We start from the raw sequence: 24,349 nt of genomic DNA on the forward strand, positions 1-24,349 counted from the left end.
TGTGACGACCCGTGGGCGAAAGCACCGGTCTCACACACCACACAGGAGCAGCCCATGCTGAGCACCATGCAAGACGCCCCCCTCTCCATTGCTCAACTTCTCCGCCACGGTGCCTCCGTTCACGGCGCCTCCGAGGTTGTCACGTGGACCGAGTCCGGCCCGCGCCGTGTGTCCTACGCTGACGTCGGCAAGCGCTGTGCTCAGCTCGCGCACGCCCTGCGCGGGCTCGGCGTCGAGGGCGACGAGCGAGTCGCCACGTTCATGTGGAACAACTCCGAGCACCTCGAGGCGTACCTGGCGATCCCCTCGATGGGCGCTGTGCTCCACACCCTGAACATTCGTCTGTTCCCCGAGCAGTTGATCCATGTCGCCAATCACGCCGAGGACCGCGTGATCATCGTCGACCCGTCCCTGATTCCGCTTCTCTCTCCGCAGCTTCCGTCGCTGACCACCGTCAAACACATCGTCGTCACCGGCTCCTCCACTGCAGGACTCGAAGCTCCCGAGGGAGTGCAGGTTCACACCTACGAGGGCTTGATCGCCGATCAGCCCACCGAGTTCGACTGGCCCGAGGTCGACGAACTGAGCGCTGCCGCAATGTGTTACACGTCCGGCACCACGGGTGACCCCAAGGGCGTCGTCTACTCCCACCGTTCGATCTACCTGCACTCCATGCAGGTCTGCATGAGCGACGGCCCCAACCTCGCGCAGGGCGATCGTGCACTCGCCGTGGTGCCTCAGTTCCACGCCATGTCGTGGGGACTTCCCTACGCCGCATTCATGATCGGTGCTTCGCTGATCATGCCCGACCGCTTCCTCCAGCCTGCCCCGTTGGCTGCGATCATCGCCAGCGAGAAGCCGACGTTCGCCGCAGCCGTCCCCACCATCTGGCAGGGCCTGCACCTCTACCTCGAGCAGAACCCGCAGGACATCTCCTCGATGCGCGAGGTTCTGATCGGTGGGTCCGCGGTACCGCCTGCCCTCATGCACGCATTCGAAGCCGACCACAACGTCTCCGTCCTGCATGCCTGGGGCATGACCGAAACCTCCCCGCTCGGATCCGTTGCCCGCCCGCCGGCCGGCGTCACCGGCGACGCGATGTGGAAGTACCGCTACTCCCAGGGTCGATTCCCGGCATCCGTCGAGGCACGTCTCATCGACGATGACGGCAAAGTTGTTGCACACGACGGCGTTTCCGTCGGCGAGCTCGAAGTGCGCGGCCCCTGGATCACCGGGTCGTACTACGGCGTCGATGCGGAAGACAAGTTCAACGACGGCTGGCTCAAGACCGGCGACGTCGGATCCATCACGGCCGACGGCTTCCTGAGCCTGTCCGACCGCTCCAAGGACATCATCAAGTCCGGCGGCGAATGGATCTCATCGGTCGACCTCGAGAACGCCGTCATGGGTCACCCTGACGTCACCGAAGCTGCCGTCATCGGCGTGCCGGACGAGAAGTGGGACGAGCGCCCGTTGGTCGCGGTTGTTCTGCGCGCCGGATCCGAGACCACGATGTCCGAACTCCAGCAATATCTTTCGGACAAGGTAGCCAAGTGGCAGCTCCCCGAGAACTGGGCTGTGGTTCAGGAAGTTCCGAAGACGAGCGTCGGCAAGTTCGACAAGAAACGCCTTCGCGCCGACTACCACGAGGGCGGACTCGAAGTCACTCGCCTCTGACACGGAGTGAATGCTGAAGCATGAATACTGAAGGTGGGCAACAGGTTTTCACTCTGTTGCCCACCTTCATTTAACGAGCAATGCACTTTACGGACGATAACCGACCGTGCGAAAAGCGATGTCGACGTACTTCTGCGCCAATTGCGACGGCGACATCGGACCGCCGGTCTGGAACCAACGCGGCAGTGACTGCGCCATACCGAGTATTGCCCGGACGGTCTCTTCGGTATCGGTGACCGCGAAATCTCCCGATGCCACACCGTCGTCGACGATCCTGCGCATCAGCAACTCGAGCCGCTTACGACTGGCGGCGTATCGACTTCGGCTTTCCGGTGAGACATGCCGGATCTCGGTGTCCAACGCAGCATGCCGCGACCGGTGGGTCATATAGAGAACTATCGCCTCCACCACCAAGGCGAAGCGTCGTACCGGATTTTCGCCGGCCTCCGCTTCTGCCGCTTCGGTTCTGGTATTCAGCTCACTCATCGAGACCTCGAACAAAGCGACGAGAATTGCCTCTTTGTTCGCGTGGTGATAGTAGAGCGCGGGAACGGTTACCCCGACACGATTGGCAATCTGGCGCACCGTCGTGCCGTGGTAACCATTCTCGTCGAAAAGCTCGAGCGAAGCCATCAGGATGTCGGTCATCACCAGCGGCGGGAAGGACCTCCAGTCCACTGCCACCGAGCTCACCGACTCCACCTCGCCAGTCATGTGATAGCCGAAATTACCGCGGTGCCATACGGATTGCACCGTCGAGGCGGATCGTCTCACCATTGAGCATGGGGTTGGAAACGATGTGCGCAGCAAGCGCGCCGTACTCGCTGGGATCACCCAGGCGAGAGGGGTGAGGCACCTGCTGACCCAACGACGCCTGGGCTGCTTCGGGCAGTCCAGCCAGCAACGGGGTCTTGAACAAGCCGGGTGCAATGGTGTTGACGCGGATCAGCAGCGACGCGAGGTCACGGGCGATGGGAAGCGTCATACCGACGACGCCGCCCTTCGACGCGGAGTACGCAGCCTGCCCGATCTGGCCGTCATACGCTGCGACCGAAGCGGTGTTGATGATGACGCCGCGTTCACCGTCGATCGGCTCGGTCTTCGAAATACGTTCCGCAGCAAGACGAAGGACGTTGAAGGTGCCGATCAGATTGACGTCGATGACCTTCTTGAACGCGTCGAGCGGGAAAGCGCCCTTCTTGCTGACCGTCTTGACTGCGTTGCCGATTCCGGCGCAGTTGACTGCCACGCGCAGGGGTCCGAGGGACTCGGCCACGTCGAGTGCCGCGGTGACCGCAGCCTCGTCGGTGACGTCTGCAGCCGCGAAGCGGACCCGGTCGCCAAGTTCCTTGGCGATGGCTTCACCGTTGGACGACGGAAGGTCGATAATGACGACGCTGGCACCGTCGGCAAGAAGGGCTTTGGTCGTAGCCAGGCCGAGGCCGGATGCTCCACCGGTGACGACGGCGACGCTGTCGTTGACGATCATGAGAGTTCCTTTCGAAAGGTTATGTGTTTCAGATGCGTTCGATGATGGTGGCGTTGGCCATGCCGGCGCCCTCGCACATGGTCTGCAATCCGTAGCGTCCGCCGGTGGCCTCGAGGTGGTTGACCATCGTGGTCAGCAGACGAGTACCCGAGGACCCCAGGGCATGGCCGAGTGCAATCGCGCCGCCCCACGGGTTGAGCTTTGCCGGGTCGGCGCCGAACTCGTGAGCCCAGGCGAGTGGAACGGGAGCGAAGGCTTCGTTGACCTCGTAGGTGTCGATGTCGTCGATGCTCAGACCCGCGCGAGCGAGCACCTTGTGGGTGGCTGGGATGGGTGCGGTGAGCATGAAGATCGGGTCATCGCCCGCAACGGAGAAGGAATGGAAACGAGCTCGCGGCGTCAGCCCCAGCTTCGACGCCATTTCTTCGCTCATGATCAGTGCTGCGGACGCGCCGTCGGTGAGCGGCGACGAGTTACCGGGAGTGATCGACCACTGCGCCTCGGGGAAGCGCTGCGCGTACTTCTCCGAGTAGAACGACGGCTTCAAACCGGCGAGTCCCTCGGCGGTAGTAGACGCGCGAACCGTCTCGTCGACGATATGCGAGACGGTCTCACCGGCGGCGTTGGTCACCGAGATCGGCAGAATCTCCTTGTCGAAGAGCCCCTTCGCCGCTGCCTCTGCTGCCCGCTGGTGGGACTGCGCGGAGAATGCGTCGAGAGCGTCGCGGTCAAGCTTCCACTTGGCGGCGATCAATTCTGCAGAGATTCCCTGGTTGACCAGGCCTTCGGGGTAGCGAGCCGCGACGCCCGGACCGGAAGCGTCCTTCCCCATCGTCGTGGTACCCATCGGGACACGACTCATGGATTCGACGCCTGCCGCGATCACGATGTCGTAGGCCCCGGCGATCACGCCCTGCGCCGCAAAGTGCGCAGCTTGCTGACTTGATCCGCACTGGCGATCAATCGTGGTGGCGGGTACCGACTCGGGGAACCCTGCCGACAGGACCGCGCTGCGGGTGATGTTGAGCGCCTGCTCACCGGCCTGGCCGACGCAACCGCCGATCACGTCGTCCACCAGGGCGGGGTCGAGGCCGTTTCGCGAGGTGATGGAACGCAGAACGTGGGCCATCAGTTCGACAGGGTGCGTCCCGGACAGTGCTCCGCCCGGCTTTCCCTTGCCGGACGCGATCCGGACTACATCGACGATCACTGCCTTGGTCATCTTCGTTCCCTTCGAGGACGTGCATTGCTGGGGCGGTCCGGCACCCGAGTTTCGTGGCGCCGGGTACCGGACCGAGATCGAGGGAGCACCCTGACTTAGCGCTCGCTAAAGAACTACCACCGACTTGATCCTCTCGTCAAGAGGGGGCCTCCGAACTCGAAACAAATGCGGCCGACTAAAAGCTGGGCGATCAGTGACCTCGCCTGGCCCACGCCATTCATTAGTACTTTCGAATGATAGGTTTTCAATCTTCGCCCGAAATGTCCGGAATCGGATAACCTTCCGCCACAAGCAATCCAAGCCACAGGGGATTCGGGGCGTGGCACCAATCGATGACAACCGCAGGGGGACTGACCGGGAGGTTTGGCGTGGACCTGCGATACGTTGCCTTCACGCGTGCCGACCCGCATTTCTACGACCGAATCAGAACGGTCACCCGACCAGATACATCAACTGACCAGCACTTTATCCCCGCGAAGTCGGTGGATTGGTCGCTCTGGCGGCGCGGTCCCCAAAGTGGACCGTGGAACTACTTCCAACCGCCCGACGGTCTGCTGCCAGAACAAGGATGGAAGATTCACTGCTCCGCTACCCAAGCCAACGCGCAGGAGCTGCTCGATACCGTTTCCGTGTATTGCGGTCACAATCATGTGCCGTTCAAATTTCTTCGGACGGCAGCAGACCTCATGTTGTCCAACAGCAAGCAGGCCAATCGAACTTCCAGCGGAAAATTCATCACGATCTATCCGGCGGATGGTGTTGCCACACAACGTGTCATCACCGAACTGGACAAGCTTGTCACCGGTGCCGACGGGCCGTACATCCTCAGCGATGTGCGATGGAACCGGGGACCGCTCTACTTACGGTACGGCGCGTATCTGCCCATGCAGACCTACGATTCATTCGGCGATCGCGTCCCCGCAATTCGGCGTCCTGACGGATCGCTCGAACCCGATGTGCGCGGCACTTCCTTCAGAACTCCGGACTGGGTACAAATCCCGGACTTCGTTCGCGCGCAGCAAGACAAGCTGAAATCACATGACGAATTCCCCTATTCGATCAATGAAGCCCTGCACTTCAGCAACAGCGGGGGGATCTACTCCGCGTTCGACGACGCCGGCATCGATCTGGTCATCAAAGAAGGCCGTCCCTTTACCGCCCCGGACGCCAACGGCCGGTACGCAATCGACCGCATCCGTAACGAGTACGACAAGTTGACCCACCTTGCCGACAACCCGTACGCACCTTCTGCGATCAGGTTGTTCGAGCGCGAGGGACACCACTTCCTTGTCACCGAGCGCGCTGCCGGCACTCCCCTGAATCAGGAAGTTGCGCTCCGCCACCCACTGATACGCGCGGACCAGACACTCAGTTCCCGAACGGAATACAGAACCTGGGCACTCGACATTGCACAACAGTTGACTACCGCAGTCGAGAGCTTCCACAACGCCGGAATCGTTCATGCCGATCTTCACCCTGGCAACGTCATGTGCTCACCGTCCGGTATTCGGATCATCGACTTCGAGATGGCCCACAACATCGACGAGCATCCGCCCCGGTCCACCGGAGCCCCCGGATACACAGCACCTCGACAGTTGACAGGAATCGCGGCGGATCGATACTCGTTGGGCTGCATCGAGCTGGGACTCTTTGTTCCACTTACTACATTGTTCCCTCTCGATCGCAACAAGATTCCCGAACTCATCGACTATGCGGTGTCTCGATTCGATCTTCCCCGCGCCTTCGGTGCCTCGCTCTATTCGATGCTCGACGTACAGGCGCCGGAGCCGGAGAATCGCCCGCATCGTTGGGACACGTCGTCGAACGAAACCTTGCAACGCACGGCCGCTCTATTGCGCTGCGGCATCCTCGCCTCGCTTGATCTCTCCCGCCCTGATCGACTCTTTCCCGGTGACATCGCCCAGTTCGAAGTGAACGGCTACGGCATTGCTCACGGCTCGTGCGGAAACCTGCTCGCCGATGTACTTCCCGCAGACACCTTGGAGTCAGTTCTGGAATGGACTGAACATCAAGTTGATTCGGATACTCAACCAAAGTTCGGCTTCTTCGACGGGCTCGCGGGTGCGGTGCATACCTTTCGGCATCACGGGCGACATTCGACAGCCGACAGGTGGGTCGAGACTTTGCGTCGAGCCCCACTCGACGACATCGACTCCAGCCTTTTCAGCGGCCTTTCCGGAATCGGTTGCCTCCTACTCGAGGAATCGGTTTCACGACCGACTGTGTCACCCACTCTCGCTGTCGTGACCGAGACTCTGCGCGAACGAATTTCAGCTGCTCGCTTGCATGTCCGCGACGCCGGCGGAACACCTTGGGCAGTGGCCGGCCGAGGTGGGCTGATGCGGGGACCGAGCGGACAAGCACTGTTCTGGACTCGCCACTACGAACTGAGTGGTGATCCTCGATCGCTGGAACACGCACGCCAGCTCGTCGACATCGATCTGTCTGTGATGTCGATGTGCCCTGACGGGTCGATGCAGCTGAGAGAGGAGCGCCGGACGATGCCGTATCTCGGATCCGGGTCTGTCGGTGTGGGCCTGGTACTTCTACAACTTCTGCGCCATGTCGACGAACCGCGTTACGCAGCTGCGGTGCGTGCGATATCCCGCGCCGCCACAGTCGAATTCACTGCCCAAGCCGGACTACTCAACGGGCGAGCCGGGCTGATTCTGTTTCTCAGCGAACTCTCCAAGACTCCATACGCCGGCGCCGATTGTGAACAGACGCTTGCACAGCAGTTTCAGCTTCTGGGCTTGCACAGCCTCAATCACGCAGGAGGCCTGCACTTTCCAGGTGAACAGAACCTGAGACTCTCGACAGACTGGGCAACCGGATCTGCAGGAATACTGGCGTTGCTCCGATATACCCGATCGGCAACTGCCCGACAGTCGTTTCCACTGATGTGCGCGTCGAACTGCCACATCGCCTAATTGTTCGGAAGTTATCACCCACGGCAGATTGGAGCACAGAAGTACCAGGCGAAAAACCTGGAATTAAATCAACACCGCAAGCAAACTCGATCGATCAAATCCATCGGCAAGAACGCCGATCAACAAAGGAAATGACAATGGACGCTATTCTCTCCCTTCAAGATCTGTCAGTCGCCGCCGGCAACGTCGGAGATGCCGGCCAACTCGAGCAGAACGCGGCAATCAGTTCCCTCAGTTTCTTCTGCCTCTGACCTCAGGCCGATACCTCGGAGCAAGTCCGGGGTATCGGCTTTCGGAATCCGTGCGGATCATCAGACGAACAATATTGTTTCATCATGAGACGCATCCGCACTTCACCGAGCTGTATTCGCCGATGATGTGTGCGACCTGGCGGCAATGCCGAGGGTAGATCGCATGGTCACTGGCGACGATATTCCTACTGATCCTGACAGCCGCACTTTCGGGTTGGTTCGTTCAGCGTTGGGGCGAGAGTTGGGACTTCGGCGACATCTGCTCACGCTGGTACGACGGGGGTGGCGGTTGCCGTGCCAACACCGCTCTCACCTTGACGACGCTTCTCGTACTCCTACTACCGTTCGCCTCAGGAATGCTGGTCGGCGTCACCACATTCGCCCGAGACTTCGAGCGGAGGGTCTGGTGGTTTGAGTTTCAATAGCTGTCAACGACAAGATGAGGGAATCGGTACCATCCGCCCCCGATGTCTTCCAGCCGGAGCTGATTGAAGGTCTTGTCGGACACACCATCGGGTGCGTACACCCAGCCGGGATTGTCCAAGATGTCCAATCCATCTCGTGCGTCATAGAAATAGACGTGGCCTTCACTGCTGACGTTGGCATAGGAGATATCGAATCTGCCGATTCGTAGATCACGATGATACCCATCGGAATAGGGATCGTCAGGTTCTTGAAGTAGTTGCTGTGCAACGGTTTCGAAGTCTGCCCGATACTGATCGAAATGTGGCTGCCCCGCGGCCGCGATCCCGAGTGCGATCACCACGAGAACCGGAACAGCGACATCGGACCACAACCATCGGCGTCGCTGCCACCAGCACACTCCGAGCAGCACGATTGCAACACTCGCCGTGAGGACCCAGAGAACGACCGCACCGGCGATCGAGAGTGCACTATCCGCAGGTTCGGGCCAGGTGAGATGGCATTTCGCTGCGACATACATCGCCGACGCCGACGCTGCGATAAGTGCGTTTACCAAAACAACCCAACGAAGAGCACCGGACCTTCTCGTTGCCTGCGAGTTCGACACTGCCTGATCCATTCGATGAGAATAGCGAGCTGTTTGTCGCGGACTAGCAGTAACCACTTCCCCGATCTCACGATCGATTGTTTCTCGGCACGGAGAAAGTGTCCACGGTGCTATCTTTGCTGGCTATGGGAGGCAGGGCTGCGAGGATGGTCGATTTGAACTACCGATGTCAGGAGAGCTCGGCGACTCCCAAAGTCGACAGGTCAATTTTGAGCACGGCTGGATTCGGTGGATCGCAGCAACCAATACCATCGTCACCCCATGATGACGTGACTGTTGCGGGCGAGTCGTGAAGATTCGATTATTACGAGCAAGCCAAGCGTCTTTAGCAACATCGCTGATCGCACTAACCTTGGTCTATTTGTTGGACGCATTTTCTTTGCGCCTCCAACATCAGCCCAGCTGGTGCATTGATCACTATGGAATCCCATCACGATTCAATTATCTCCTTCCCGGCCGGGCGGAGAGGGTAGCGGCAGGAATTACAGACTTCTGGGGATGGTTCCCTCCAGGCATAAGCTGTACATTCACTGATGCAGTGACCAAAGAAAGCGAAACGGTGGCACCGGCCGCGGACAGGTCGTACATCGTCGTCGTTCTTGTGGCGCTGATCATGATCTCGACTGTCGGCGTATTGTTCGGCCGCCGGAAGCGCTGAAGATTGGTTTTGGCTCGGGACTGCAGATGCGCACTCGACACCAGACCGATGAGTAATAAATCGGTGTCCGTCGTGTCCGGCGCTTCCACCACTCGTCGATCTTCGCGAATCCACCAGCCTTGTTCGAGGGCATTTCTTGCGGGTCCTGGTGGTCTTCGTTCCCATCACGCTGGCGATGACACTCCTGGGCCTGGTGCTCGGCTGGACCCATGCGCTTGCCGGGGACAGGCGGCAACATGATCGACGCCGATTGCAAAATGTGCTGGGGCTCAGACAATTCCGACGTGATGCTGTTGCGCTCCGGGTTGATGGTGGCGCTCGCACTCGTCGGCGCACGTGGACTACGTCGGCGACCCGCCTATAACCGACTGTCCGAAATGTCGAAATCGATTTGATAGCAGCAATTTTCGATCCACATTCTCTTGTGTTCGAAACTTTGTTCGATTATGCTTTCGGCATGGACAGTCGGGATGCGTGGCAGCTGGATGGCGAGGACCTCAAGGGGGAGGTTCTGGATCTGGTGCGCGCCCGACACGAGTTGCAGTCGCGGATGGTGTTGCTGATCGTGGAGATGTTTTCCCGGGACGTTCTCGGTGGAAAGGGTTTTCGGGCGATCGCGCAGTGGTTGCACGGTTCGACGAATCTGGAGATCGGTGAGTGCAGTCTGCTGGTCGGGTTGGCGCGGTTGTTGATGCTCGAACCCGTTGTGGGCGATGCGTTTCACCGCGGTGACGTGGATGCGTTGAAAGCGCGGCAGGTGGCGTCGTTCTGTCAGCATCCACCGAAGAACATGACGCCGGCGGATGTGGACAAGGCCCGCGGGATCCTGCTTGGCCTGGCGTCGAAGAACATTGCTGATTGTGATGCGGTGCGGGCGGCGATCCGGCGGATCGAGAAGCAGTACGGCAAACGCGAGGACGGCGTTCCGGTGGGTGAGGATTCGGAGCGTAACGAGTTCTACGCCTCGAAAGGCTTGTACGGGCGGGTGTCGGTGAAGGGTGATCTGGATGCGGTGAACGGGGCCCGGTTGATCACGTTGTTGTCGAGCCTGTCTGCGCCGACACCGGAAAAAGACGGCGTGAAGGACACACGCACGCCTGCATTACGACGGGCGGACGGGTTCTGCGAATTGTTGCGCCGGTACGAGCGGGCGGGGTTGGGTCCGATCGAAGGCGGAGTGAAACCGCACATCACGGTGACCGCGTCGGCAAAAGACATGACGGACCTGCAAGCGTTGAAAGACCTCTTGCCGTCGACTCAGGAACTGGGTTTCGCGTGGACGGATTGGGTGGGCCCCATCAGTATCGATACCGCGCGGATGTTGGCGTGCGACTGCACCGTGACGCGAATTTTGTTGGATGAGAACGGTGTTCCGCTCGACTGCGGCAAGGAAGCGAGAACAGCGACGGTTCCGCAAAGGCGAGCACTGGCCGTCCGGGATGGCGGGTGCGCGTTTCCGGGGTGCGGGACTTCGTCGGGGTGGTGCGATGCCCATCATATTGTTCACTGGAACGATGGTGGCCCAACAGATCTCGACAACCTGGTTCTGTTGTGCGGTCATCACCACCGGACGATGCACCACACCGAGTGGCGTGTCGAGATCGGCCCGGATCGGAAGACGGTGTTCTACCCACCCATGTCGATCGATCCGTATCAACAGCCGATCGGCGGGAACAGCCCACCCACAGCAGCCTGAACCGCGACAATCGAATACATCAGCACCGGGGACGAACCATGCCCCGGTGCTGGTGCACGTTTCTGGTCAGATCCCAACCCCTCAAATCCCAACCCCTCAAATCCCAGCCCCTCAGATCCCGGCCCTTCGCACGAGAGCGTCAGTGGCAGAAGGGGATACAACGTCAATCGCTCGTAACAGCCCCGCGTACCGCGGATACAGCTCGACGGGACGCGTATTGATCGCCCTCAAGATCCACGATGCAGCTTGATCGGCCGTCAGCGCCGGCTGGCTCACGTAATCCGCCGTCGGCGCGATCATCGGTGTTCGTATGAGTGGGAATTGCACTGTGGTGACATCGACACCGGTGCCGTGACATTCCGCGCCGACGCTTCGGCCGAATGCACTGAGAGCAGACTTCGACGCGTGATAGGCGCTGAACCTGGGCATCACGCCCGCAGTGACTCCCCAGGTTCCGACGTTGATGATGTGTCCGGACTTCGCCTCGAGCATTGCGGGCAGTAGCCGCAACGTCAGTCTTGTCGGCCCGAAGTAGTTCAGCGCCATGGTGCGCTCGTAGTCATGGAATCGGTCGACCGAATCCAACGCGGTACGCCGGATCGAGCGACCCGCATTGTTGACGAGGATGTCGACCGACCCGAATCGATCCGCGATCGTCTCCGCGAGTTCGTCAACGGCTTCACCGCGGGAGAGGTCCGCAGGCACGATGTGTGCCCATCCTCCCCTGCGGTGAATCTCGTCCCGTACGTGTTCGAGGTTTTCCTCACCGCGCGCGACCAGGATCATCTCGGCTCCCCGACGAGCCAAGAGATGAGCTGTCGCCTCACCTATCCCCGAGGAAGCTCCTGTCAGAACGATCGTCTTGTCGGAGAGCGTGACGCCGCGTGACGGAACAAGGGAGCGCAGACGCGTCGGCGGTCTCAATGCAAGATTGCTGAGAATCGATCTGATCACGTCGGCCTCGGTTCGATCTTCGCGTGCGATTCGGTGCGAACCCGTCCCTGAACAGCCCACTTCGGACGCACCGCGGAAATTACTCAAAAGTAAGTTATGGCGCCGTTTCGGCCGTGTCAAGAATTCGTCGGGATTCAGGAGTATCTGCCACTAGCTTTTCCTGATACCTCGGGTTACATTAAATCCAGACCGAGTGCCAGCGATCACACAACCGGCCCTCGATTCCACCGAACACCGCGAGAAATACCAGCGGTGACCGAAACGAAGAGGAGACGCCATGACGCTCACATCGCCGCTCGACAAGCGCGGAGAAGCATCCGACGACTCGTACAACGAGACGCTTCGACTCCTGTCCGAGGGCTCGGTGCACAAGCACTTCGACCCGTACCTCGACATCGACTGGGACTCCCCCGAGTTTGCCGTCGTCCCGAACGATCGCCGCTGGATCCTCCCGGCCGAGACTGACCCGCTGGGTGCACACCCGTGGTACCAGTCGCAGTCCGAGGCCAGGCAGATCGAAATCGGCATGTGGCGCCAGGCCAATGTCGCGAAGGTCGGTCTCCAGTTCGAGAACATTCTGATCCGCGGCATGATGCAGTACGTCTTCTCACTGCCCAACGATTCGGCCGAGGCGCGCTACTGCACGCACGAGTCGGTCGAAGAGTGCAACCACACGATGATGTTCCAGGAGATGGTCAACCGCATCGGTGCCGACGCTCCCGGGATGAGCCGTCCGATGAAGATGCTTGCACCCTTCATCCCCCTCGCTGCGGGTCCGTTCCCCGAACTGTTCTTCGTCGGTGTCCTCGCCGGTGAAGAGCCCATCGACCACATTCAGAAGAGCATCCTGCGCGCCGGCGGCCAGATCCACCCGATCATGCAGTCGGTCATGGCCATCCACGTAGCCGAGGAAGCGCGTCATATCTCGTTCGCGCACAAGCTTCTGAGCCGCCGCATCCCGCTGATGTCACGCCCGAACCGGTTTGTCCTCTCGCTGCTGTTCCCGATCGTCATGCGCATTCTCTGTGACGCCATCGTCATCCCGCCGAAGTCCTTCTGGAAGCAGTTCGACATCCCGAAGTCCGTGAAGAAGGACCTGTTCTGGGATCTGCCCGAGTCGCGCCAGACCCTGCGCAACTACTTCGGTGACGTCCGCATGCTGGCCACCGACACCGGCCTGATGAACCGTGCCTCGCGCCTGGTGTGGAAGGCCTGCAAGATGGACGGCCGCGCATCACGCTTCCGTAGCGAACCTCACCGCAGCTCGCACAACGCCGCCGCGTAGCTCCCGGACAGTCGAGATCGGACTCATAGCGCCATGCCACACGTAGTCACGCAGTCCTGTTGCAGCGACGCCTCGTGCGTCTACGCCTGCCCGGTCAACTGCATCCATCCGACGCCGGACGAGCCGGACTTCCTCACCGCCGAGATGCTGCACATCGATCCGCAGGCCTGCGTCGACTGTGGCGCATGCGTCTCGGCCTGCCCGGTCGACGCCATCGTCCCCGAGTCGAAGCTGACCGACCCGCAGCGAGTCTTCCTGTCCATCAATGCGGACTTCTACAAGGAAGAGCGACCCAGGCCGCTTCTCGCCAAGGTCATCCCGGCAGCCCACGTCGACAAGGGCCGACCGCCGTTGCGCGTTGCGATCGTCGGTTCCGGACCGTCGGCGATGTACGCCGCGGACGAGTTGCTGACTCAGCCTGACGTGCAGGTCAACGTCTTCGATCGCCTTCCTGTGCCTTACGGCTTGGTTCGCGCCGGCGTTGCTCCGGACCATCAGAAGACCAAGCAGGTCACTCGCTTGTTCGACAAGATCGCCGCACAAAAGGGTTTCGAGTTCTACCTCAACGTCGAGATCGGCAAGCACATCTCGCACAGCGAACTGCTCGAAAATCACCATGCGGTGCTCTACGCAGTCGGCGCTTCGTCCGACCGTGGTCTCGGCATTCCGGGCGCTGATCTGCCTGGCACGGCCTCGGCCACCGACTTCGTAGCCTGGTACAACGGCCACCCCGATCACGCCGACGACGTCTTCGACCTCTCACATCGCCGCGCGGTCATCATCGGAAACGGAAATGTCGCGCTCGACGTCGCTCGCATTCTGACGGCCGATCCCGAGAAGTTGGCCGGTACCGACATCTCCGCTCACGCACTCGCCGCTCTGCGGAAGAGTCGCGTCGAAGAAGTTGTCATCGTGGGTCGACGCGGAATCGCGCAGTCCGCGTTCACGGTCCCCGAGTTCACCGGCCTGATGGCACTGCCGGACATCGAACTCTCTGTCGGACCCGACGACATGGTTCTCGACTCGGCCACCGAAGAACTGGCAAAACGCGGCGAACTCCCGCATGCCGTCGAGCAGAAGTTGCGTCTCCTCGAAGCCCTGAAGAACCGCGATCACGTCGACGTCGGCAACAAGCGCATCACGTTGCGCTACCTGCTCACGCCGACCTCGATCACCGGCGACGATCAGGTCAGCGGAATCGAGTTCGCTCGCAACGCTCTTGTCGACGCAAACGGAACCGTGCAGATCGAAGCAACCGGCGATACTGAGACCATCGATACCGGCTTGGTCCTCACCTCGATCGGCTACCGCGGAGTGCCCATCCCCGGCGTCCCGTTCGACGAGCGTGCGTCGGTCATTCCGAACGAGAACGGCCGAGTCCTCGAAGCTCCGAACGGTGATCCCGCCACCGGGGTCTACGCGACCGGTTGGATCAAGCGCGGACCGAGTGGGTTCATCGGCACCAACAAGTCCTGCGCGCAGGAAACGATCAGGATGCTCGTCGACGACTTCAACGACGGACGCCTGACCAACCCGGTCGCCGACGACTCCGCAGTCGATCGTCTGGTCCGGGCGCGACAGTCCGACGTCGTCGACCGCGAGGGCTGGCATGCCATCGACAAGGCGGAACTGGAACGCGGCGCTGCGCACGACCGTGTCCGCGAAAAGGTTCTGGATCAGGTCGAGATCACCTCCATCCTCGACGCTGCGGCCCGGGTGAAACCGACGCGTCGATTCGGTCGACCCGTTCGCGCTCGCTGATCCGCTACAGGTAAACAGCTACTTTCACGCACACGGCCCCGCCTGCAGACTCGTCTGCCCGGCGGGGCCGTCTGCGTTCCGGCAGCGTCCCACTCAGCGAAAATTTTTGCCCGTCAGCGGCCGAAATCGTGTAATACTGCAACCTGTTCCAGTAAGCGGCACAGCGGGCCCACGATCCCCCCGGATCAGGCTCGCCAACCAGATGAGGATTGCATGAGCGAGACTGCAACGCCGGCGCCGAACGGGAGTGTGACGCCTGCAGTAGAGGGTTGGTTCACCACCGGCGACGAACCTGCTCTGATCGGCACGAAGTGCCAATCCTGCGGCACCATTTCCTTCCCTCGTGAGGCGACGTTCTGCAAGAACCCGAGCTGCTTCAGCGAGGAGTTCGACGACGTGGAACTCTCCCGCCGCGGCACTGTCTGGTCGTACACCGACGCGCAGTACCAGCCCCCGCCGCCGTACATCCCGCGCTCGGATCCGTACGAGCCTTTTGCTCTCGCAGCAGTCGAACTGCCCGAGGGCATCGTCATCCTCGGCCAGGTGGCCGACGGATTCGGCGTCGACGATCTCAAGGTCGGCAATACCGTCGAATTGGTTGTCGAGCCGCTGTACACCGACGAAACCGGAGTACGTACGACGTGGCGCTGGAAGCCTGTCGCCGCAGCTGATCAGGAGTCGCAGTCATGAGCAAGGACGTCGCAGTACTCGGTGTCGGAATGCACCCCTGGGGCAAATGGGGGCAGTCGTTCGTGAAATACGGCGTTGCCGCCGCTCGCGCCGCGCTCGCCGATTCGGGTGTGAATTGGCAGGACGTCGACTTCATCGTCGGCGGCGAGACAGTCCGCAACGGTTACGGCGGATACGTCGCCGGAGCCACCTTCGCACAGGCACTCGGCTGGAACGGCGCTCGCGTCGCCACGTCGTACGCAGCGTGCGCGACGGGAGCCCAGGCACTCGACACCGCTCGCGCACGAATCCTGGCCGGCCTCAGCGAAGTTGCCCTGGTCGTCGGCGCCGACACCACCCCCAAGGGTTTCCTCGCTCCCGTCGCCGGTGAGCGTTGGGACGACCCGGACTGGTTGCGCTTCCGCCTCATGGGTATGACCAACCCGGCGTACTTCGCGCTCAACGCGCGTCGTCGCATCGACCTCTACGGCGCCACCGCGGAGGATTTCGCCAACGTGAAGGTCAAGAACGCCAAGCACGGGCTCAATAATCCGAATGCGCGCTACCGCAAGGAAGTCACCGTCGAGAACGTGTTGGCCTCCCCCGTGGTGTCCAATCCCCTTCACCTGCTCGACATCTGCGCGACGTCCGACGGCGGCGCCGCAATCTTGCTGACGTCAATGGAATATGCCCGCAAGATGGGCATCGCGGAACCTGTTCGCATCAAGGCTATTTCGACGGTCACGCCGACGTTCCCGCAGACGATCATGGATATGCCGAGCTTCTCCACCGATTCCAGCTCCGCCGTCCCGGCTCCGGAGCGCACGTTCAAGGAATCCATCGGCTACGCCGCGTACGAGGAAGCCGGAATCTCTCCCGAAGACGTCGACGTCGCCGAGGTCTACGACCTCGCTACCTCGGTGGAACTGGACTGGATCGAAGACCTCGCGCTGTGCAAGCGGGGCGAGGCCGAGCACCTTCTGCGTGCGGGTGACACCAGTATCGGGGGCCGCATCCCGGTCAATCCGTCCGGCGGTCTCGCATGCTTCGGCGAAGCCGTTCCCGCACAGGCACTTGCGCAGGTGTGCGAGCTCACCTGGCAGCTTCGTGGACAGGCCGAAGGCCGTCAGGTCGAAGGCGCTCGCATCGGTATCACCGCCAACCAAGGCCTGTTCGGACACGGCTCCTCGGTAATCGTTTCCGCCTGACCCTGTTCTACTTTCGTGGCGGTCGCACACTCACCCGTGAGCGGCCGCCACGATCACGTCTGCCACTGCCCCTGGCTGTGAGACCAGCGAGGCATGGGAGGTCGGGAGTTCGCTGGTGTTCGCGCCCATCCGGTTTGCCATGAACCGCTGCGCCGATGCTGGGATCACGCGATCCTCACCGGCAACCAGATACCAGCTCGGTGTGTTCGCCCACGACGGTGGCCCGCCGAGCTCGAGGTTCGCCCACAAAGCCGCAGACTTCTGATGCGCCAACATCGTTGCCGCTGTCTCGTCGGAAACATCCTGAGCGAAGACGGAATGGAAATACTCGTCCGTGACGTAGCCGTCGACGTTCTTCCCGCCGATCGCGTGAGGATCGTCGACGATCTTCAATCCCAGAGCCGGAGGAAGCAATTGGCTGCCAGGAAACCTGATGGGATCGATCGTGATCTGCACCGGCTCACCCTGAACCGGAGCAAACGCCGCGATGTACACCAACGACTGCACCTTCGGGTCGTGAACATTGGTGATCACCGCGCCGCCGTACGAGTGTCCGACGAGCACGACAGGTCCGTCGATGTCCGCAACCGTCTTCTCGATCGCGGACGCGTCGTAAGCCGGCCCGCGCAGAGGATTGTCCGGCGCCACGACACGATAGCCACGCGAGCGTAGGTCGGCGGCAACGCCGTCCCAACTGGTCGCGTCGGCAAAAGCGCCGTGGACGAGAACGACGGTTGGCTTGGGGCTCGCCACCGCAGCGCCGGAGCCGAAGATCACTCCAGCCGCGACTGTCATGAGTAACGCCAGAACTGCGGTGAATACACGTGAGATCTTCATGCGTTTCCTTCACTCTCGTCGAAAAGCGAGAAACTGCGGTAAGCCGGGGCACGCCCGTTTCGATCCTAGAAATACCTGGTGCGACGGACGTGACTGTCCGTGCAGACCTTTGAGCTCACACTGCACAACTTCTGGTTGAGCGTCCGCATCGCGGGGTATCAGGGCTGCATGGCTTTGCTCCTGGATACTTCCGTGTTGGAGCCTGACCAACGCGCGGACGCCTTTGTCGACGCGATGGGTCGTGCCTCGGTTCCGTGCGCAATCCACTTGGAGAACCCGGAACGGGTGAGTGCGAGAATGAACGTGTGGAACCTCGGTGCAGCATCACTGTTCCGCTCCGAGTCGACCGGTATGCGGTTGACCCGAACAGCACGTCACGTCAGGTCCGCGTCGATGCCCGTCCTCGCGATTGCCCTGCAGGAGAGCGGGATCGGCCATCTAGATCAGCACGACGAACAACGCAGAGTGCCCGCCGGTGAACTATTGATGACGGACCTGACGTCGACCTACGATTTCTCCTGGACGGGAACGGGCGCTTCCCAATGCCTCTACGTTCCGATGGATCGGCTGGGACTACCGATCGACACCGTGCGGGACGCAGCTACCCGGCCTCATCACAGCAATCTGTACCCCGTGATGATCGCGCACGTTCGTGAATTGTTCCGCAGCGCCGCTCTGTTGGAGACCGATCCTGCCGCCGAACAATTGGGCGAGGCCTCGATCGAACTTGCGCGTGCTTTGGTCGCTTCGATCGCACATGCGAATCCCGATGCATCCGCTCCGAGATCGGCCCTTGCCATGACTTCGATCCGTCGATACATCCGTGAACACCTTCACGATCCGGCACTGAATCCCGCACGAATTGCTCACGCCCACAACATCTCACTGCGACAGCTGTACAAGATCTGCTCGGACAACGGCTTTCGGATCGAACAGTGGATCATCACCCAGCGCCTGCAGAAGGCTCGGGACGAACTGGCTCGACCCGCTACCGTCGACCTGCCGATCGCGACCATTGCGCACCGGGCGGGATTTGTCGACGCCGGACACTTCAGCCGACGCTTTCGGCAGGCCTACGGGCTGAGCCCGACTCGTTGGCGTCAGCTCCGCGATTGAAGCAGCGCCACAACGTCCGACTGAACACGACTTTCGGCATTGTCCAACGCGGTCTTCCCCGATGCATCCCGGATCGAGGGATCTGCCCCCGCGTCGAGAAGCTGAGTGATCACGTCGATATAGCGCGCCGAACCATCGCCGTACACAACGGCTTCGAGTAGCGCCGTCCACCCGGGATCGTTGACGTGATTGACCGGAACCCCGGCAGCGATCAGCATCCGGACGCTCTCGACATGCGCGTGTTCACTCGCGGGAATCAGCGCCGTACCGCCGTAACGGTTCACGCTGTCGACGTCCGCGCCGTGGGCGAGCGTGAGCGCCAGAATCTCGTTCAAACCCTCGGCTCCGGAATACAGGAAGGCCGAATCCTGCATGGAATCCTTCGCGTTCACGTCTGCTCCGGCAAGAATCAACGTAGAAGCCGCGGCGACAGCGTCGTTCTTGGTGGCCTCGACGAGTGGAGTCCGTTCGCCCTCGCCGCGAGCTTCGATGTTCGCGCCCGAAGCCAGGGCCGCGGTGATCGCTGCCGGATCATTGCGGTCCACCGCATCGAAGAGTGCCCGTTCGGATTCCGGCGTCGATGGCGGCTTTACGCCCGTAATCGATACAGCTGCCGCTGTCGTCGCTGACGCGGCGATCGTCGACGTCACCGCGGTGTCGGACGAACTGCAGCCGGCCAACGCCCCGGTCACTGATACCGCGAGGATAACGCAGACGAGGGCAGACCTACCCGGAAGCGCCGTCACAGCGGATTACTTTCTTGGACAAGAGTTTCAAGCGTCAGCCTAACGGCGTCGAGATGTTCGGCCATCGCTCTGGAGGCGTGGTCGTAACTGCCGGATGCGATTCCTTCGACTATTCGTTCGTGTTCCTCGTTCGACCTTTCCTGGCGACCGGCAACAAGATTGAGTGTCTCGGACTGCCTTGTCAACGCTTCACGAATATCGACGATTACCGACTCGAAGACCCGATTCCTACTGGCTTTCGCGATCAGTCCGTGGAACTGCGCATCGAGTGCGACCCATACGAGCGGATCATCCTCGTCACGCATCTGCTGGACCAGTCCGCGGAGGGCCGTCAGTTCCTCCCCTGTGTGCCGTTGGGCAGCCCATCCTGCGGCCGGAATTTCGACATGCGGCCGCGCTTCGACCAACTCGTTGGCCGCGTAGCTGCCGAAGTCGAGGTCTCGCGCTATCGAATCGCTGACGACGAAGGTGCCGAGCCCGGATTTCGTCTCGGTGAGCCCGAGGGCATGGCACGAGCGCAGGGCTTCACGGATGACCGATCGACTGACCCCGTGTCTTTCGGCCAGGGACGCCTCGGACGGGAGACGCTCTCCGACTGCCAGTTCGCCGGAGGTTATTGCGGCACGGAGGTCGGCGAGAACCGCCTCGGCAGCACTCACCCGCGAGGCGACGGGTCGCCTGGTGGCCCAGCTGTCTGACAGGTTCATGCCGTCATTGTTGCGACTGCCGAAGTCCCGCGTCAAACATCGCACTTGATGAAGGGTTGACGTGCCGGAGTGAGCGAGGTAACAATTACACCTGTCAGACAGCCTGATAGCCCGATAGCAGGGCGGGACTATAACTCGACCGTCAGCGCTGCGATCCCGAAATACACCCACCGCGCAGAGTGATGCTTGCGCGAAGAGACACGAGGAATTGATCAAGTGCTCGAAACGCGAACAGAACACGATCTGCTCGGCGATCGCGAGGTTCCAGCCGATTCGTACTGGGGTATCCACACCTTGCGCGCAATGGAGAACTTCCCGATCACTGGTCGAACAATCTCCACGAACCCGCATCTGATCCGCGGCATCGCTTACGTCAAGTGGGCCGCAGCCAGCGCAAACGAAAAGCTGGGCATCCTCGACCGCCCGCGCGCGGAGGCCATCTCACAGGCATGCAAGGAGATCGTGGACGGGCGGTGGCACGAACAGTTCGTGGTGGACGTCATCCAGGGTGGCGCCGGCACGTCGACGAACATGAATGCGAACGAGGTCATCGCCAATCGCGCGTTGGAAATCCTCGGCCACCAGCGCGGCGACTACGAACGGCTTCACCCCAATGAACACGTGAACCTGAGCCAATCGACCAACGACGTCTACCCCACGGCCGTGAATATCTCGACGATCTTCGCGATCGATGACCTGCTGGATGCACTTCTTACACTCCAGAACGCATTCACGACCAAATCTCTTCAGTTCGCCGACACAGTGAAGATGGGACGCACCCAACTGCAGGACGCCGTGCCGATGACCCTGGGTCAGGAGTTCGGGACCTACGCGGTCATGATCGAGGAGGATCGGGCGCGTCTGGCTGAGGCCGCTCTTCTCGTTCACGAGATCAACCTCGGTGCGACTGCTATCGGCACTGGCCTCAACGCACCCGCCGGCTACGCCGAGGTGGCCTGTTCCGACCTGGGCGCACTGACCGGACTGCCGCTGGTGTTGGCAACGGATCTTGTCGAAGCGACCCAAGACGTGGGCCAGTTCGTCCACCTCTCCGGCGTCCTCAAGCGGGTCGCTGTGAAGTTGTCCAAGGTGTGCAACGATCTCCGACTGCTCTCTTCGGGCCCGCGAGCCGGATTGAACGAGATCAATCTTCCACCGGTGCAGGCAGGTTCGTCGATCATGCCGGGCAAGGTCAATCCTGTCATTCCCGAAGTCCTCAATCAGGTCGCGTACGAAGTCATCGGCAACGACGTGACGATCACGATGGCTGCGGAATCCGGTCAGCTCCAACTCAACGCTTTCGAGCCGATCATCGTGCACTCACTGTCCGAAGGAATGCGACACCTCGGTGCGGCTTGCCGCATTTTGGCGGACCGGTGCGTACTCGGCATCACGGCTAACACTGAACTGCTGCGCGCCCGAGTCGAAGACTCCATCGGCCTCGTCACCGCGCTCAACCCCTACATCGGATATACCGCGTCCACTCGGATCGCCCAGGAGGCGTTGATTTCCGGGCGTCGCGTCGCCGATCTCGTAATCGAAGCCGGCCTGCTCGACCGAGAGGAACTCGATCGGTTGCTCAGCCCCGAACATCTCGCCAATCTCCGCGTTTCGGGCGAGAAGCCTCATGCCACCGCTGTTGCGGAGGAGGTTTGATGACCGTCGAACGGGAAGAGACAGGCCGCGCCGAAGTTGCCACTGGGGAGGATCTTGGGTATCAGAAAGCGCTCGGCCCCAGACAAATTCAGATGATCGCGATCGGTGGTGCGATCGGAACCGGCCTTTTCATGGGTGCGGGAGGGCGACTACAACAGGCGGGCCCGGCCTTGGTTCTCGTGTACGCGCTGTGCGGATTCTTCGCGTTCCTGATCCTGAGGGCACTCGGCGAACTGGTGATGCACCGACCGACCTCCGGATCCTTCGTTTCCTACGCACGCGAATTCTTCGGCGAAAAGATGGCTTTCGCTGCGGGCTGGTTGTACTGGATGAACTGGGCAATGACTGCCGTGGTCGACGTCACGGCTGTGGCGTTGTACATGAACTTCTTCAAAAAGTACTGGGCGCCACTGGGACACATCGATCAGTGGATGTTCGCTCTGATCGCGGTGTTGCTGGTTCTCGGACTGAATCTCGTGTCCGTGAAAGTCTTCGGAGAGTTGGAGTTCTGGTTCGCGTTGATCAAGGTCGTGGCCTTGACCGCATTCCTCGGGTTCGGTGTCTATTTCGTACTCTTCGGCACGCCCATCGAAGGGCATTCCTCCGGATTCAGCCTGATCGCCGACAACGGTGGGCTGTTCCCCAACGGAATACTGCCGGCAGTCGTGGTGATTCAGGGCGTCGTGTTCGCCTACGCTTCAATTGAACTCGTGGGGACCACGGCTGGAGAGACCGAAAATCCCCGGAAGGTGATACCCAAGGCGATCAACACAGTGATCATTCGGATCCTCGTCTTCTACGTGGGGTCGGTCCTGCTGCTCTCACTGTTGCTCCCGTACACCGAATACCACGCCGGTGAAAGTCCATTCGTCACATTCTTCGGTTCGATCAACATCCAAGGCGCAGATGCGATCATGAATCTGGTCGTTCTCACGGCGGCGTTGTCTTCCCTCAATGCCGGATTGTATTCGACCGGACGAATACTCCATTCGATGGCGACGGCCGGTTCGGCGCCTGCCTTCGCTGCCAGAATGAACAAAGCCGGAGTGCCATACGGGGGAATCGCACTCACCGGCGTGGTCATCCTGTTCGGCGTCGGGCTCAATGCTGTTGTCCCAGCGCAGGCCTTCGAAATAGTCCTCAATCTTGCGGCACTGGGCATCATCAGTGCATGGGCGGTAATTGTGCTGTGCCAGTTGAGGCTCTGGCAACTTGCGAAACAAGGCAAAGTCACTCGCCCTTCCTTCCGCATATTCGGCGCACCGTACACCGGGATCGCGACACTGGTCTTTCTTGCGGTCGTTATCGTGTTGATGGCATTCGACAACCCTGTTGGAACGTGGACCGTCGGATCCATCGCGATCATCGCACCGCTCTTGATGATTGGTTGGTACGCCGCCAGGAATCGTATTCGCGAGTTGGCCATCCACCACCCCGCAGCTTGACGTGAAAGGACCACAGTGTCGAAAGTCGCAGTTGTCACTACCGGTGGCACCATCGCCAGCACCCGGGATGCGCATGGAATCAGCCGGCCCGCAATCACCGGTGCAGATCTGGTCGGCAACGAGCAGAACGACATCGAGCTTCGAGTCGTCGACGTGATGTCGAAGGACAGCTCGAGCATGACCTTCGCGGACATGGATCGTGTTCGCGACGCCGTAGCCGATCAATTGAAAGATCCCGAACTCGACTCGGTGGTCGTGCTTCACGGCACCGACACGATGGAGGAAACTGCGTTCTTGTTGGACCTGCACCACGACGACCAACGCCCGGTGGTCTTCACCGGCGCGCAGCGCACTTTCGACCATCCCGAATCCGACGCTCGTTCGAATCTCGCCGCGGCGATCTCAGCCGGACTGGACATCTCGTCACACGGGCGTGGTGTCCTCATCGCCTTCGGCGGTTCGGTCCATCCAGCCGCAGGTACGCGAAAGTCCGATACGACGGCACTCGATGCCTTCCGCCGCGTGCACATCGATCCGCTCCTGCTGCGTACTCCCGAACCATTGCCGTGGCATCCGATTTCGGATACCCGCGTCGACATCATCGCCGTATATCCCGGGGCAGACCGCGTACAGATCGACGCCTGCGTGCACGCCGGGGCGCAGGGACTTGTTCTCGACGGACTCGGTTCGGGAAATGCCAATCCGACGATAGTCGAGGCCGTACGAGACTGCGTAGGCGCTCACATTCCGGTAGCCGTGACAACTCGGGTGCCCTCGGGGCCAATCTCCCCGGTTTACGGTGGCGGTGGTGGCGGGCACGACTTGATCGCCGCAGGCGCTGTATTTTCCACCGATCTTCGAGCCGGGCAGGCACGTGTACTTCTGGCAGCCTTGTTGTCAGATCCGGATCTCGTGGGCCTGGAAAAGGTATTCGACCGCTATTCGAGGTTTGCTCGCACCCCGCCGTTCGGGCGGTAGAACTGGCGACACC

General features: G+C 61.1%; 19 protein-coding genes. 11 read left to right on the forward strand and 8 right to left on the reverse strand.

The window, feature by feature from the left end; genetic code table 11:
* The first annotated feature begins 54 nt into the window (after positions 1-54).
* Positions 55-1,677, forward strand: a complete 1,623-nt coding sequence (locus ASU23_RS17750) for a long-chain fatty acid--CoA ligase (RefSeq protein ID WP_003943212.1) — start codon at positions 55-57, stop codon at positions 1,675-1,677.
* Positions 1,678-1,764: 87 nt separating this feature from the next.
* On the opposite strand, the gene ASU23_RS17755 is transcribed toward ASU23_RS17750, so the two are convergent.
* Genes ASU23_RS17755 through ASU23_RS17765 form a run of 3 tightly spaced genes read right to left on the reverse strand, consistent with a single transcriptional unit; the run spans position 1,765 to position 4,388 of the window.
* Entirely contained in the window at positions 1,765-2,391 is a 627-nt protein-coding gene (locus ASU23_RS17755) for a TetR/AcrR family transcriptional regulator (protein WP_050656998.1), read from the reverse strand.
* A 13-nt stretch (positions 2,392-2,404) separates the two neighbouring features.
* A complete protein-coding gene (locus tag ASU23_RS17760; RefSeq protein ID WP_003942978.1) occupies positions 2,405-3,166 on the reverse strand; it encodes a 3-hydroxyacyl-CoA dehydrogenase in 762 nt (253 codons plus the stop codon).
* Positions 3,167-3,194: 28 nt separating this feature from the next.
* Positions 3,195-4,388 carry an acetyl-CoA C-acyltransferase gene (locus ASU23_RS17765; RefSeq protein WP_030536138.1) on the reverse strand — a complete coding sequence of 398 codons (1,194 nt, stop codon included), beginning with the start codon at positions 4,386-4,388 and terminating at the stop codon, positions 3,195-3,197.
* 368 nt (positions 4,389-4,756) lie between these two features.
* Between ASU23_RS17765 and lanKC the strand changes: the two genes are divergently transcribed.
* A complete protein-coding gene (gene lanKC / locus ASU23_RS17770) occupies positions 4,757-7,339 on the forward strand; it encodes a class III lanthionine synthetase LanKC (RefSeq protein WP_058038374.1) in 2,583 nt (860 codons plus the stop codon).
* Positions 7,340-8,008: 669 nt separating this feature from the next.
* On the opposite strand, the gene ASU23_RS17775 is transcribed toward lanKC, so the two are convergent.
* Positions 8,009-8,632, reverse strand: a complete 624-nt coding sequence (locus ASU23_RS17775; protein WP_054186991.1) for a hypothetical protein — start codon at positions 8,630-8,632, stop codon at positions 8,009-8,011.
* 1,103 nt (positions 8,633-9,735) lie between these two features.
* On the opposite strand from ASU23_RS17775, the gene ASU23_RS17785 reads away from it, so the two are divergent.
* Positions 9,736-10,974 (forward strand): HNH endonuclease signature motif containing protein, encoded by a 1,239-nt coding sequence (locus ASU23_RS17785; protein ID WP_058038477.1) that lies wholly within the window; start codon positions 9,736-9,738, stop codon positions 10,972-10,974.
* A 111-nt stretch (positions 10,975-11,085) separates the two neighbouring features.
* Here the strand turns inward: ASU23_RS17785 and ASU23_RS17790 are convergent, their stop codons facing one another.
* Positions 11,086-11,988: an SDR family oxidoreductase gene (locus tag ASU23_RS17790; RefSeq protein WP_082661417.1), complete on the reverse strand. Its 903-nt coding sequence runs from the start codon at positions 11,986-11,988 to the stop codon at positions 11,086-11,088.
* Positions 11,989-12,205: 217 nt separating this feature from the next.
* Between ASU23_RS17790 and ASU23_RS17795 the strand changes: the two genes are divergently transcribed.
* The 4 genes from ASU23_RS17795 (at position 12,206) to ASU23_RS17810 (ending at position 16,851) form a co-directional block, all read left to right on the forward strand.
* Entirely contained in the window at positions 12,206-13,213 is a 1,008-nt protein-coding gene (locus tag ASU23_RS17795) for a diiron oxygenase (protein WP_003943163.1), read from the forward strand.
* 33 nt (positions 13,214-13,246) lie between these two features.
* Positions 13,247-14,974, forward strand: coding sequence for an FAD-dependent oxidoreductase (locus tag ASU23_RS17800; protein ID WP_042921466.1), 1,728 nt, complete (start codon positions 13,247-13,249; stop codon positions 14,972-14,974).
* Between the two features lie 213 nt (positions 14,975-15,187).
* Positions 15,188-15,664, forward strand: coding sequence for a Zn-ribbon domain-containing OB-fold protein (locus ASU23_RS17805; protein ID WP_019745839.1), 477 nt, complete (start codon positions 15,188-15,190; stop codon positions 15,662-15,664).
* A complete protein-coding gene (locus ASU23_RS17810) occupies positions 15,661-16,851 on the forward strand; it encodes a lipid-transfer protein (protein WP_058038376.1) in 1,191 nt (396 codons plus the stop codon). Before ASU23_RS17805 ends, ASU23_RS17810 begins: the two co-directional genes overlap by 4 nt.
* A 30-nt stretch (positions 16,852-16,881) precedes the next feature.
* On the opposite strand, the gene ASU23_RS17815 is transcribed toward ASU23_RS17810, so the two are convergent.
* Positions 16,882-17,688 (reverse strand): alpha/beta fold hydrolase, encoded by an 807-nt coding sequence (locus ASU23_RS17815; protein WP_058038377.1) that lies wholly within the window; start codon positions 17,686-17,688, stop codon positions 16,882-16,884.
* A 99-nt stretch (positions 17,689-17,787) separates the two neighbouring features.
* Between ASU23_RS17815 and ASU23_RS17820 the strand changes: the two genes are divergently transcribed.
* Positions 17,788-18,804 (forward strand): helix-turn-helix domain-containing protein, encoded by a 1,017-nt coding sequence (locus ASU23_RS17820; protein ID WP_253741381.1) that lies wholly within the window; start codon positions 17,788-17,790, stop codon positions 18,802-18,804.
* On the opposite strand, the gene ASU23_RS17825 is transcribed toward ASU23_RS17820, so the two are convergent.
* Positions 18,789-19,496, reverse strand: coding sequence for an ankyrin repeat domain-containing protein (locus ASU23_RS17825; protein WP_253741383.1), 708 nt, complete (start codon positions 19,494-19,496; stop codon positions 18,789-18,791). The genes ASU23_RS17820 and ASU23_RS17825 overlap by 16 nt on opposite strands.
* Before the next feature lie 50 nt (positions 19,497-19,546).
* Positions 19,547-20,257 carry a FadR/GntR family transcriptional regulator gene (locus ASU23_RS17830; protein ID WP_058038378.1) on the reverse strand — a complete coding sequence of 237 codons (711 nt, stop codon included), beginning with the start codon at positions 20,255-20,257 and terminating at the stop codon, positions 19,547-19,549.
* A 216-nt stretch (positions 20,258-20,473) separates the two neighbouring features.
* Between ASU23_RS17830 and ASU23_RS17835 the strand changes: the two genes are divergently transcribed.
* The 3 genes from ASU23_RS17835 to ASU23_RS17845 are packed head-to-tail and all read left to right on the forward strand — an operon-like array spanning position 20,474 to position 24,336.
* Positions 20,474-21,913 (forward strand): aspartate ammonia-lyase, encoded by a 1,440-nt coding sequence (locus ASU23_RS17835; RefSeq protein ID WP_058038379.1) that lies wholly within the window; start codon positions 20,474-20,476, stop codon positions 21,911-21,913.
* Entirely contained in the window at positions 21,913-23,358 is a 1,446-nt protein-coding gene (locus ASU23_RS17840; RefSeq protein WP_058038380.1) for an amino acid permease, read from the forward strand. Before ASU23_RS17835 ends, ASU23_RS17840 begins: the two co-directional genes overlap by 1 nt.
* 15 nt (positions 23,359-23,373) lie before the next feature.
* Positions 23,374-24,336: an asparaginase gene (locus ASU23_RS17845; RefSeq protein ID WP_058038381.1), complete on the forward strand. Its 963-nt coding sequence runs from the start codon at positions 23,374-23,376 to the stop codon at positions 24,334-24,336.
* Positions 24,337-24,349: the final 13 nt, after the last annotated feature.

Source organism: Rhodococcus sp. KB6, assembly GCF_001445685.1.
GTDB classification, from domain to species: Bacteria; Actinomycetota; Actinomycetes; order Mycobacteriales; family Mycobacteriaceae; genus Rhodococcus_F; species Rhodococcus_F qingshengii.